At 66.3% G+C, this 11,960-nt stretch carries 11 protein-coding genes; 6 read left to right on the top strand and 5 right to left on the bottom strand.

Going from position 1 to position 11,960, the window contains the following annotated elements:
* Nucleotides 1-126: 126 nt before the first annotated feature.
* The 4 genes from queF to LF63_RS01370 all read left to right on the top strand — a co-directional run bounded on the left by queF (nucleotide 127) and on the right by LF63_RS01370 (nucleotide 5,858).
* A complete protein-coding gene (gene queF / locus LF63_RS01385; RefSeq protein ID WP_043102847.1) occupies nucleotides 127-954 on the top strand; it encodes an NADPH-dependent 7-cyano-7-deazaguanine reductase QueF in 828 nt (275 codons plus the stop codon).
* The gene (locus tag LF63_RS01380; RefSeq protein WP_052394529.1) at nucleotides 951-1,478 is read left to right on the top strand and encodes a DedA family protein; all 528 of its coding nucleotides are present in this window, start codon (nucleotides 951-953) and stop codon (nucleotides 1,476-1,478) included. Before queF ends, LF63_RS01380 begins: the two co-directional genes overlap by 4 nt.
* 590 nt (nucleotides 1,479-2,068) lie before the next feature.
* Complete coding sequence (locus LF63_RS01375; protein WP_043099119.1) at nucleotides 2,069-3,655, top strand: POT-type proton-dependent oligopeptide transporter; 1,587 nt, start codon at nucleotides 2,069-2,071, stop codon at nucleotides 3,653-3,655.
* A gap of 127 nt (nucleotides 3,656-3,782) precedes the next feature.
* A complete protein-coding gene (locus tag LF63_RS01370; protein ID WP_043102841.1) occupies nucleotides 3,783-5,858 on the top strand; it encodes a S46 family peptidase in 2,076 nt (691 codons plus the stop codon).
* A gap of 60 nt (nucleotides 5,859-5,918) precedes the next feature.
* On the opposite strand, the gene LF63_RS01365 is transcribed toward LF63_RS01370, so the two are convergent.
* Both LF63_RS01365 and LF63_RS01360 read right to left on the bottom strand, forming a co-directional pair.
* Nucleotides 5,919-7,175, bottom strand: coding sequence for a phospholipase D-like domain-containing protein (locus LF63_RS01365; RefSeq protein WP_081945034.1), 1,257 nt, complete (start codon nucleotides 7,173-7,175; stop codon nucleotides 5,919-5,921).
* Nucleotides 7,176-7,239: 64 nt separating this feature from the next.
* Nucleotides 7,240-7,977: a ZIP family metal transporter gene (locus LF63_RS01360; RefSeq protein WP_043099117.1), complete on the bottom strand. Its 738-nt coding sequence runs from the start codon at nucleotides 7,975-7,977 to the stop codon at nucleotides 7,240-7,242.
* Nucleotides 7,978-8,037: 60 nt separating this feature from the next.
* On the opposite strand from LF63_RS01360, the gene LF63_RS15105 reads away from it, so the two are divergent.
* Nucleotides 8,038-9,099, top strand: a complete 1,062-nt coding sequence (locus LF63_RS15105) for a M23 family metallopeptidase (protein ID WP_052394527.1) — start codon at nucleotides 8,038-8,040, stop codon at nucleotides 9,097-9,099.
* A 115-nt stretch (nucleotides 9,100-9,214) separates the two neighbouring features.
* On the opposite strand, the gene LF63_RS01345 is transcribed toward LF63_RS15105, so the two are convergent.
* The 3 genes from LF63_RS01345 to LF63_RS01340 all read right to left on the bottom strand — a co-directional run bounded on the left by LF63_RS01345 (nucleotide 9,215) and on the right by LF63_RS01340 (nucleotide 11,525).
* A complete protein-coding gene (locus LF63_RS01345) occupies nucleotides 9,215-9,853 on the bottom strand; it encodes a dihydrofolate reductase family protein (protein WP_043099113.1) in 639 nt (212 codons plus the stop codon).
* A 158-nt stretch (nucleotides 9,854-10,011) separates the two neighbouring features.
* The gene (locus LF63_RS15675) at nucleotides 10,012-10,557 is read right to left on the bottom strand and encodes a hypothetical protein (protein ID WP_152569205.1); all 546 of its coding nucleotides are present in this window, start codon (nucleotides 10,555-10,557) and stop codon (nucleotides 10,012-10,014) included.
* A gap of 140 nt (nucleotides 10,558-10,697) precedes the next feature.
* Nucleotides 10,698-11,525 carry a DNA ligase gene (locus tag LF63_RS01340; RefSeq protein ID WP_200877521.1) on the bottom strand — a complete coding sequence of 276 codons (828 nt, stop codon included), beginning with the start codon at nucleotides 11,523-11,525 and terminating at the stop codon, nucleotides 10,698-10,700.
* Nucleotides 11,526-11,805: 280 nt separating this feature from the next.
* On the opposite strand from LF63_RS01340, the gene LF63_RS15435 reads away from it, so the two are divergent.
* Complete coding sequence (locus LF63_RS15435) at nucleotides 11,806-11,955, top strand: hypothetical protein (protein ID WP_081945033.1); 150 nt, start codon at nucleotides 11,806-11,808, stop codon at nucleotides 11,953-11,955.
* The last annotated feature ends 5 nt before the right edge of the window (nucleotides 11,956-11,960 follow it).

The raw sequence follows: 11,960 nt of genomic DNA, 5'->3' as shown, positions 1-11,960 counted from the left end.
CATCCTAACGCGAGCCGGTCCGCGCCGACCCGTGCCATCAGTTGACCCTGAACGAAGCCGGCACGCGGCGCGATGCCGGCGCGCCGCACCGCGTACAATGCATCGTTCCGCCCCGTCGAATCCGCCATGACCACCCCCGAAGACTCCCAGCTCGGCAAGGCCACCGCGTACCGCAACCGCTACGCGCCGGACCTGCTGTTCCCCATCCCGCGCAGCAAGGGCCGTGCGGAACTGGGTCTGCGCGGCGAGCTGCCGTTCCAGGGCGTGGACCTGTGGAATGCCTACGAACTGTCCTGGCTGGACCCGCGCGGCAAGCCGATGGTGGCGCTGGCCGAATTCCACGTGCCGGCCGATTCGCCGGCAATCATCGAATCGAAGTCGTTCAAGCTGTACCTCAACAGCTTCAGCGGCGAACGCCTGGACGAAGCCACGCTGCGCAACCGTCTGGCGCGTGACCTGGGCGACGCCGCGGGCGCGCCGGTCGCCGTGCACCTGACGCCGGCCTCGGCGTTTCCCGCGCAGCGCATCGAGGAACCGGAAGGTCTGCTGATCGACGCGCTGGAGATCGACATCGACGTCTACGGCCCGCCCGACCCTTCGTTCCTGCGCGCCGATACCGCGGCCGCGCCGGTGCGCGAAACCCTGCTGTCGAACCTGCTGAAGTCGAACTGCCCGGTCACCGGCCAGCCGGACTGGGCCAGCCTGCGCATCGACTATGTCGGCGCGCCGATCGACCGCGAAGGGTTGCTGCGCTACGTCGTCTCGTTCCGCGAGCACCGCGAATTCCACGAACACTGCGTCGAGCGCATCTTCATGGACCTGCTCCGACACTGCGCACCGACGCAGCTGGACGTCGGCGCGCGCTACACGCGCCGCGGCGGCCTCGACATCAACCCGTTCCGCAGCAGCGAACCGGGCCGCACACCCGGCAACCCGCGCGGGGCTCGCCAGTGAATTGGCACGGACTGATCCAGCAGATCGCGCACTTCGTCCTGACCTACGGCTTCCTCGCCGCGCCGCTGGTCGGCGTGATCGCCTTCGCCGAGGGCATCGCCGTGGTCGGTTCGTTCGTGCCCGGTTCGACACTGCTGGTCGCCATCGCCACCAGCGCCGGCTCGCAGCACGTGTCGCTGATCTGGCTGATCTTCTGGGCCAGCTTGGGCGCGGTCGCCGGCGATCTGCTGTCGTATGAGCTGGGCCGTCGGCACGGCTCGCGCATGCTGGCGATGCGCCCGTTCGCCTACCGCCCCGAATGGACCGCGCGCGCCACCGATCTGTTGGCGCGGCGCGGCGACGTGGCCGTGTTCGTCGGCCGCCAGGTACCGCCGTTGCGCGCGCTGATGCCGGTGCTGGCGGGCATGTCCGAGCTATCGGTGCGCCGCTTCCTGATCGCCGATGCGTTCAGCGCCGTGGTCTGGGCCGGCCTGCACCTGGGCTTCGGCGCGATCCTCGGTCACTGGCTGTTCTCGCTGCAATAACTCCGGGCGCGCCGCGCACGATCGAGAGCGGGTGCCGCGACATCCGCTTGCCGAGGCGCGACGTGCGACGTGCGACGTGCGACGGAGATCATCAGGCCGGAAGCGCAACATCGAGCCTCACGCGAACGGCATCGACCCTTCCATGGCTGGGCAACGTAGCATCCCCTCCTCGGAACGAAGCTGCACACGCGCCATCGCCGGCGATACAGCCGGGCAACCGAAAGCCTCCGTACCCAAGACATTCCCTCTGGGCACACCTCGGGCACGTCCTCCGCGACACATCGCAGAAGCACGCCCAACGTCGCGGCCCAAACGATTCCTTCGGTTGTGTCACGAGCATGCCCGTTGCCCGTCATTCCGGCGCAAGCCGGAACCCAGCGACTTTATGATTGTTGAAAGAGCGAAGACACGGGGTTCCGGCTTGCGCCGGAATGACGTGCCGAGGAGCCTTCCGAAGTTCGCTCAACGTTCCATGCGCCCACGCCCGCGAACAAACATCCCCAGCCTCCGGAGCTCCTGCCTAGGCAGGTGTCGCCGTGGCGGGATTTGGCTAGCCTGAGCGCTCCCAACGATCCGTGACCGCTTCACGTATGGACACCTCCGCCGCGGCCCCGGCCGGCAAAGGCGCGTTGCCGCGCCAGATTCCCTACATCATCGGCAACGAAGGATGCGAGCGCTTCAGCTTCTACGGCATGCGCAACATCCTCACGCCGTTCCTGATCACCAGCCTGCTGCTGTTCGCACCCGAAGCCGAACGCATCGGCATTGCCAAGGACGTGTTCCACACCTTCGTCATCGGCGTGTACTTCTTTCCACTGCTGGGCGGCTGGATCTCGGACCGCTTCTTCGGCAAGTACAACACCGTGCTGTGGATGTCGCTGGTGTACTGCGCCGGCCACGCTTGCCTGGCGATGTTCGAGGGCAACCGCACCGGTTTCTACTTCGGCCTGTTCCTGATCGCACTGGGTTCGGGCGGCATCAAGCCGCTGGTGTCGGCCTTCGTCGGCGATCAGTTCGACCAGTCCAACAAGCATCTGGCCAAGGTGGTCTACGACGCCTTCTACTGGATCATCAACTTCGGCTCGTTCTTCGCCTCGTTGCTGATGCCGATCATCCTGCGCGAATACGGCGCGACCTGGGCCTTCGGCATTCCCGGCATCCTGATGTTCATCGCCACGGTGATCTTCTGGTCGGGCCGCAAGAAGTACGTGGTGGTGCCGCCGGTCGCGTCCGACCCGCACAGCTTCCTGAAGGTGGCGCGCACGGCGCTGTTCGCCGACGCGCCGGGCAAGGGCCGGCCAGGCCTGATGCTCGCCGTCACCGGCTTCGCGCTGGCGCTGATCGTGCTGGCGTGGCTGGCCGTCGACGACTTCGTCATCGCCGTACTGCTGGCGCTGGGCCTGGTCATCGGCTTCGGCGGCGCAGGCGCGGCGATGCAGATGGAGCGCGCGCGCAGCGTGCATCCGGACAGCGCCGTGGACGGTGCGCGCGCGGTGCTGCGCATTCTGGTGGTGTTTGCCATCGTCACGCCGTTCTGGTCGCTGTTCGATCAGAAGGCCTCGACCTGGATCATCCAGGGCAACGCCATGGTCATTCCGCACGACCGCTGGTGGTGGCCGAGCTGGCTGGTGAAGGAACCGGCGCAGATGCAGGCGCTGAACCCGATCCTGGTGATGCTGCTGATTCCGTTCAACAACCTGGTGATCTACCCGCTGCTGCGGCGCATGGGCGTGAAGGTCACCTCGCTGCGACGCATCGGCGCGGGCCTGGCATTCGCCGGTTTCGCGTGGATCGTGGCGGCGCTGATCCAGCTGCATATCGACGACGGCGACGCCGTCTCCATCGCCTGGCAGGTCGCACCCTACGTGCTGCTGACGATGGGCGAGGTGCTGGTCTCGGCGACCGGCCTGGAGTTCGCCTACAGCCAGGCGCCGCCACAGATGAAGGGCGTCATCATGAGCTTCTGGCTGCTGTCGGTGTCCTACGGCAACCTGTGGGTGCTGATCACCAACGCCGCCGTGCGCAACGAGGCCGTCACGCATCAGATCGCCCAGAGCGGCATCGGCGAAAACGCCTTCCTGATGTTCTTCTTCGCCGGCTTCGCCTTCCTCGCCGCGCTGGTGTTCGCGCTCTACGCGCGACGCTATCCGGTGCAGGATCACTACCGCGCGGCGTAGCGCGCATCGCCCCGTGCACGCGTGGCCGCCTCCTGCCGCGCGTGCTACGAAAGTCATGTTGTTACTTTATAACGCTGATTCGATAATGCTCGAACGGCGCCGCGCGCGCATTGCCAAGGGAGGCATCATGAAACGACTCATTCTGACCCTGCTCACCGGCCTGCTGCTGGCTACGGCGGGTTCGGCCATGGCCGACGAGGGCATGTGGACCCTCGACCACCTGCCGATCAAGCAGATGCAGCAGAAGTACGGCTTCACCCCGACCCAACAGTGGATCGACCACGTGCAGCACGCCGCGCTGCGTCTGGCCGAGGGTTGCTCGGGTTCGTTCGTGTCCGCCAACGGCCTGGTGATGACCAATCACCACTGCGCCAACACCTGCCTGTCGCAGCTGTCGGACAAGAACCACAACTACATGCAGGACGGGTACGTCGCCAAGGACGACAAGGACGAACCCAAGTGCCCGGACATGGAGCTGAACCAGCTCGAAAAGATCACCGACGTGACGGCACGCGTGAACGCCGCCACCGCCGGCAAGGAAGGCGCGGCGCGCATCAAGGCGCAGCGTGCGGTCGACAGCGCCATCGAGAAGGCGTGCGTCAACAGCGACCCGGACACCTGGCGCTGCGACGTGGTCACGCTGTACCACGGCGGCCGCTACGCGCTGTACAAGTACCGCCGCTACCAGGACGTGCGCCTGGTATTCGCGCCGGAGCAGTCCATCGCCTTCTTCGGCGGTGACCCGGACAACTTCAACTTCCCGCGCTACGACCTCGACGTCACCTTCTTCCGCGCCTATGTCGACGGCAAGCCGGCGCACACCCCGGACTTCTTCCAGTTCGATCCCAAGGGTCCGAAGGCTGGCGAGCTGACCTTCGTGGTGGGCAATCCGGGTTCGACCGAGCGCCAGACGCCGTGGGCGGTGCTGGCCTACTCGCGCGACAAGTCGCTGATCCCCTTCTTCGGCTACCTCTCCGAGGAGCGCGGCCTGCTCTGGCAGTACAGCCGCATGGGCAAGCAGCAGGCCAAGGAAGCCCAGGACGCGCTGTTCGGCATCGACAACACGCTGAAAGTGTTCAAGGGCTGGCTGGAAACGCTCAACGACGAGTCCTTCGTGGCCAAGAAGCGTGAGGAAGACGCCTCGCTGCGCGCATGGATCGACGCCGACCCGGCCCGCGTCAAGAAGTACGGCCATCCGTGGCAGACCCTGGACAAGGCGCTGCAGCGCGGCAGCCAGCTGCGTGAGCGCTATTCGATGATCGAGGGCGGCCAGGGCTTCGGCAGCACGCTGTTCCGCGACGCCCGCGCACTGGTCCGCGCCGCCACCGAGCGCGCCAAGCCGGACGCCGACCGCCTGCCGCCGTACCGCAACGCCAACCTGCCGGCGATGCAGCAGCAGGTCGAGGCGAAGACGCCGTTCTATCCGCAGTACGACGAGAACAAGCTGGCCTGGACGCTGGAGAAAATGCGCCAGGCGTTGGGCGCCGACGATCCGTTCGTGCACGAAGTGCTGGGCAAGCAGTCGCCCGAACAGCTGGCGCACGCCCTGGTCTACGGCAGCAAGCTCAGCGATCCGGCGGTGCGCAAGCAGTTGTGGGACGGCGGCGAGAAGGCCATCCAGGCTTCGCACGATCCGATGATCGAACTGGCGCGCAAGATCGACCCGGTCGCGCGCAAGCTGCGCAAGCAGTACGAGGACGAGGTCGAAGCGCCGCTGCGTCAGGCGTCCGAGGCCATCGCCCAGGCCCGCTTCGCGCGTGACGGCACGTCCAGCTATCCGGACGCCACCTTCACCATGCGCCTGAGCTACGGCACCGTGAAGGGCTGGATGGAGAAGGGCAAGGAAGTGCCGCCGTTCACGCACTTCGACGGCCTGTACAAGCGCGCCACCGGCGCCGATCCGTTCAAGCTGCCGGAGAGCTGGCTGAAGGCCAAGTCGTCGCTGGATCTGTCCACGCCGATGGATTTCGTCACCGACAACGACATCATCGGCGGCAACTCGGGCAGCCCGGTCATCAACAAGGAAGGTCACGCCGTCGGCCTGATCTTCGACGGCAACATCCACTCGCTGGGCGGCAACTTCACCTTCAACGACAGCAACAACCGCGCGGTCGCCGTGGACACCGCCGCGCTGGATCAGGCGCTGCGCAAGGTCTACCACCTGCCGCGTCTGGCCGAGGAACTGGAGAAGGGCCACCAGTAAGGCCCCTCCGCCCGCCGCGGGACATTCGTTCCGCGGCGGACGCTACCGCCGCCGTCACGCTCAGTGCGTGCGCGGCGGCGCGTAGGTTCGGTCCGGCTCGAACGTGGTCACGTACGGCCCGTTCCAGTCGCGGTCGAAGATGCCGGCCAGCGTCTTCGCCGGCCCCGCGCCCTGCGCGAACACCGAGGCGTCGACCGTGGTGTTGAAGTAACTCCAGCCCCAGTTGCCGGTGCCGATGTAGACCCGACGGTCGTCGGCGACCGCGTACTTGGCGTGCTCCACGCGTGCGTAGTCGATGAAGCCCTGCGGCGCAGGCGGCAGACGGCTGAACTTCACCGTGATGTGCGGCAGCACCGCCAGACTCTTCAAGTACGACTGCATCGGCTCGCGCAGCGCCCAGTCGGCGACGATGATGCGCACGTCCACGCCGCGCGCGGCAGCATCGCGCAACGCCGCGTCGACCGGCGTCCACCAGCCTTTCGGCCCGTACTCGCGGATCGCGCTCAGCGTCATCACCTGCACCCGCAGCACGTGCCGCGCGTCGTGGATCATGCGTACCAGCGCTGGCTGTTCGGCGCTCAGATCGTGCGGGATCAGCGACGGCGGACTGAAAGCCGGAAACGCGCTCAGCGCCTCGCCCGAAGCGTCGTGCAGCGCCACGGGATCGGCCTCGGTCACCGGCGCGAACGGCAGCGCACGCACGGCGCGCTTCGCCAGCCTGGGCATGTCCGGATGCGCGGCGGCGTCCCAGTCCAGATCGAAGCTGGCCTCGAACGTGCGCGCGAACCGCGCGTCATCGATACGCGCGCCGATCTCGTGGATCTGCGTCAGCGCGCGCCAGTCCCAGTTGGCGCTGCCGACGAACACCTCGCGCCCATCGACCACCATGTACTTGGCATGCAGCACGCCGCCGGTCAGCGCATCCATCGGCAGCACGCGGATCTGGATGTTCTTGAGCTTGCGCAGCCGCGCCACGCTGTCGCGGCTGTACTTCATGAAACTGCGGTCGAGCAGGAAGCGCACCTTCACGCCGTGACGCGCACGGTCGATCACCGCGTCCAGCACCGGCTGCAGGGCGCTGCCGGGCTTGTCGGCGAGGTAGAACGCAGCCACGTCGATGCGCGTATGCGCGCCGCGGATCATGTCCAGCCATACCGCCTGCGTGCGCGGTACGCCCGGTGTTCCGTAATCGGTGGCCTCGGGCACACTCTCGACGATGCGGAACGTCGGCTGCGCGGACGGTGCCGCCGCCCACGCGCCATGCCCCAACGAAGCGACCAGCACCATCGCCAGCCACGCGTGTCTGCTGCCTTTCATCCCGTTTCCCCGCTCTTCGCGCGACGCCGCACTGAACTTGCGCCGCCGCGCGCTGACTAATCACTCAATGCACGTGATCGACCAGCGCCGCCGCCCACATGAACACCACGCCGCCCAGCATGCCCAGCGCGGGCGCCAGGCGGTTGTGCGCGCCCAGCCGCTGCCACACGGCCGGCAGCACGTCGACGCACGCGAGATAGATCGTACAACCCGCGGCGAACGCCAAGCCGAAGCCGACCAGTCCGGTCGATTGCGCCAGCGCCAGAGCCAGCCATGCGCCCAGCGGCACACCCGCGGCGGCCATCAGCGACAGGCGGAACACGCGGCGCGGCGCGAAGCCGCCCGCCGTCAGCACACCGGCATGTCCGATGCCGCGCGGCAGCTCGTGCAGCATCACCGTGACCGCAACCACCAGCCCGAGCGTCGCATCCACCGCGAACGCCGCACCGATGACCACGCCGTCGATGACGTGATGCACGACGTCGCCGAACACGTCCATGCGCGCGAAGGCCGCCACGTCCGTGCTGGTCGCCCAGGCACGCACCACGCTCTCCACGCACACCAGCAGCACCACGCCCACGGCCATCACGCCGCCCGCCGCGCCGGCGGACAGACCGTGATCCACCGCCTCGGGCAGCATGTGCAGCAAACCGTCGCCGAGCAGCAGCCCCGCCGTGGCGGCCTGCATCCACGGCAACGCCGCGCGTACGCGCTGCATCGGTACCATCATCACCCACCGCGCCGAGACGGTGGTGGCAGCGACCAGGAAACTCGTCGCCAGCACAGGGATCAGGGACGACATGGGTGTTTGCCCCTCCAGAATTTGATACGTTATAACATAACATAAACTGCCTGCAATGCCATGAAGTCCGTTTCCCTGCCCCTGTTTCTCTCGCTGCCGTTGCTGAGCCTGCTCTCGATCGCCGCCGTGCTGGCCTCTCTGCGCACGCGCGTCGCGCACCTGCATGACGCCTCGCCGCGCACCGCGATGCGCCATCGCCCCGCGCCACCGCCCGGACCGTTCCGCCAGACCGGCGCGCCGCGTCTGCCGCAGACCGACATCGCAGCACAGCATGCCGGCGTCCCCGACGCGGCAACCCGCGTCGCCGCCGTCCCGCCTTCCACGACTGCGCCGACACCGCGACCGACCCTGACCACAGTCCACGCGATCCGCACCCAGCTACGCCATCGCGACGTGCGCGCGACCACCATCGCCGCCGCGCTGACCTACATGGAGCGCTACTGGACGCACGCCGGACACCTGCCCCGCCACGCCGCGGTGAACATCGTCTCGGGCAAGCTCGACGCGACCGGCGGCGACCCCTACATCGGCCTGGTCATGCACGAACGCACGCACGACCGCCGCGTCTTCCTGGTGCGAGCCCGTCAACATGGCCTGCTGCTGGCCGACGCACGCGGCCGCATGCTGCAGATGATCGACCTCAACGCGCCGCTGCGGCACACGCGCATCTCATCGGGTTGGGGCTGGCGCAAGCAGCCGGTGCTGGGCTGGCGCGAATTCCACAAGGGCATCGACTACGCCGCGCCGATCGGCACGCCCGTGCGCGCTGCGATGGCCGGCACCGTCGACATGGCGCGCTGGCACGGCAACTACGGCAAGCTGGTCGAAATCCGCCACGGCGACCACCTGGTCACCCGCTACGGCCACCTGTCGCGTTTCGCCCGCGGCCTGCACAACGGCAGCCATGTCCGTCGCGGACAAGTGATCGGCTACGTCGGTGTCACCGGCCTCGCCACCGGGCCGCATCTGTACTTTGAACTGTGGCGCCGCGGCCGCCGCATCGATCCGCTGCGCACCGCCCTGGTCCGCATCCGCCCGAGCACGCCGCTGCACGAGCGCCTGCTGGCCTGGGTGCGCAGCCACCACCCGCAGCATCCCGCGCCCATGCTGGCCGCGCCCTGACGACCGGAGCAAGGACGGACGCCGTCTGGCATTGAAGGGTTCGCGCCTGCGAGTCGTCCGAACGAAACAGGTGCAACCGTCTCGACGGCGCCTCCGCGCCCGGTCGCCCATCCAATCACGCCCGTACGTAACGCAGGTGCGTCGCGTGCGGGCTGTGGAAGACCGCATCGATGCGGAACTGCGGCATCGGATCATGAAGGTTCTCGAACAGGCGTCGACCCGCACCGAAGATCACCGGCGCCATCGCGATCTCCAGCTCGTCGACCACGCCCAGGCTCAGATACTGCTGGACCACGTCCGCGCCGCCGGAAATGCGCACATCGCGCTCGCCCGCCGCCGCCCGCGCCTGCTCGAGCGCGCTTTCCGGACCGTCGTTGACGAAGTGGAACGTGGTGCCGCCCGGACGCACCCAGGGCTCGCGCTTCTCATGCGTGAGCACAAAGACCGGCGTGTGGAACGGCGCGTTCTCGGGCCACGACGCCTCGCCCTGCTCGAACATCCGCTTGCCCATGATGCTGGCGCCGCTGCGCTCCATCGTGTGGCGAAGCATGTCATTGACCGCCCCCGTCTCGCCGCCCGAGCCGAACTGCAGGTGCTCGCGGAAGTACTGGAGCTTCAGAATCCAGCCCATCATCGCGCCCCACTTCGCGCCCCAATCCTTGTAATCGGGCTGCGACCAATGCGCCAGCGTCATGCCTTCCGGCGCCATGAAGCCATCCAGACTGAGACCGATGTTGACGAATACCTTGCGCATGTCGCCTCACTTGCGATCTGAGTCGCGTGGCTAGTGTCGACATCCAACCGTGCGACGAACAGACATCGACTCGAAACATGCTCGCGCACCAAGCTCTGCTCACTGATTGACGATCAGGCGCAAAAAGGTCCCTGGCACCTTTTCGCTACCCATACGATTTACGGGTGTTCTGCGCCCGCAATACAGCGACCATCCATTCTTATGTTGCTCAGCGCTGCGCCATTGGGATGAACGTATTTGAACTCTAGCGTAAGGAAGGTCGGCGTGTGGTGCGCACCGATGTATTTAAATTTGCAATAAGTCCACGCTAATGGAGCCGCGCGAGAAGGCCGTCCCAACCGGTGCTCCAACTGATCTTTTGAGATGCCCTGATCCAAGCCATAACCCAAATCAATCCTACTTTCATCGACGCGCCCGTCTGCATTAACTGTAGGATACAAAGCATCGGAAACCATGCCCGAATTTTTTGGCACTCCGAATGTCACCCGCAGTTTTTTGTAAAAAAGCCACACTGTGCTAGATGTTTCAGTCTCACCATCGGCTTTGCCCAGACTCTGCTCGAGTTCGACTCTGGACATTCCGACATAAGGGTAAATTGGACTACTGGCACTGGATCGGCGCTCCTGATGGGTAGCGCACGAGGACAATACAATCACGAAGAAAGCTACAAGTCCGAAGAAACATTCTCTCTTGCTAAACATCATTGCAGTGCACTCATCCTTATACAATTAAGCCGCCCCGGAAACACGGCAGCTTCTCGCTTCGAGTCATCAAGGTTGGAGCTATAAGCTCTCGCGTCGCTCAGTCCTGAAAAGGTCCCCGGCACCTTTTCTGAAGTCGCTCGCTAACCCGGCGGCGGACCACCCGGGCGCAAGTGCAGGAACCGCGCAAATCGCGGCAACCCGGTAGATGTGAGGCCATTGTAGCGATACGTGACCCAGGCACCGATCGACGGCGGATCGGCGCGTTGTGCATCGGTGAAGCCCGAACCGATGGCGAATGTCCGACCATCGGGCGTACGCACCTCAATCGATCCCATCCTGCCCTTCAGTCGCCCGTGACCGGGCTGAATGGCAATCACCCTCGCCTCCGCGTCCCGATACGGTTTCACCTTGAGCAGTCCGACACCGCGTCCGGCCATGTAGGGCGCGTCGCCACGGTGCAGCACCAGACCTTCCCCGCCTCGGGCCAACACGCGCTGCAATGCTGCGTGCAGGGCTGCCTTGTCGTGCACGTGGAACTGGCGGATCGCCACCACCCACGGATCGTGAATCGCCGCGACGATCCGGCGGATGGCAGGCACGCGGTGATCGAAATCGCCGCCGTACGCCGGCAGGTCGAACACCCGGTAATGGATCTCGCGCCAGGCCGGATCGTGCGGCCCGGCGCTGCGCACGATGACCGAGGCGCGGGAGAACTGGCCGTAACCCACCCACAACTCGCCATCCATCGGCACATCGGGCCAACCGTGCGTGAACCAGGCCGGCACCCGAACGCGCTGACCGCCCCGTGTCCACAGGTGATGCCCGTCCCAGTATCCGCGCACGCCGTCGAACTTCTCGCTTACCCAATACCGCGACAGATCGACGCCACCGCGATACACGTCCACCAACTCGACCGGCGGCGGCGTACCCGCCCGCGCCAACGCCACGAAACACCAGACACACGCCACCCAAATGCCAATCCTGCCGCCGCACATACACTCGCCTCCTGCGAACTACTGCATGCGCATTCTGGCTCGATGCTCCTCACGCGACTGCCCGCCACCCCGCCCGTGCCATGTCGGCGCAGATGGAAACTCGCGTAGGAAAACCCCAATCCACACTCTCCCGCTCAAAGGAAACACACGACCATGGAGGACGTGGTGCCCAAGGGACGCAAAACCGTGAAAAGGTCCCTGACACCATTTCCTGAGCCGGGGCATCACCGCGGTCGGCTCGGCGGTGACCCGGATGGACGAGGCCACACAGAGCAACGCCGCGCTGGTGGAGGAGTCCGAGACTGCCTCGCACAGCCTCAAGGAGCAGGCCGAGCGCCTGCGCCAGGCGGTCGGCGTGTTCAAGACCGCCGAGCAGATGACCCGCGGAACCACCGGCTTCTGATCGCT

The sequence above is a fragment of the Oleiagrimonas soli genome (assembly GCF_000761445.1).
In the GTDB taxonomy this organism is placed as follows: Bacteria; Pseudomonadota; Gammaproteobacteria; order Xanthomonadales; family Rhodanobacteraceae; genus Oleiagrimonas; species Oleiagrimonas soli.
The sequence above is the reverse complement of the archived record's forward strand: the minus strand, read 5'-3'. Positions and strand labels throughout refer to the sequence as shown.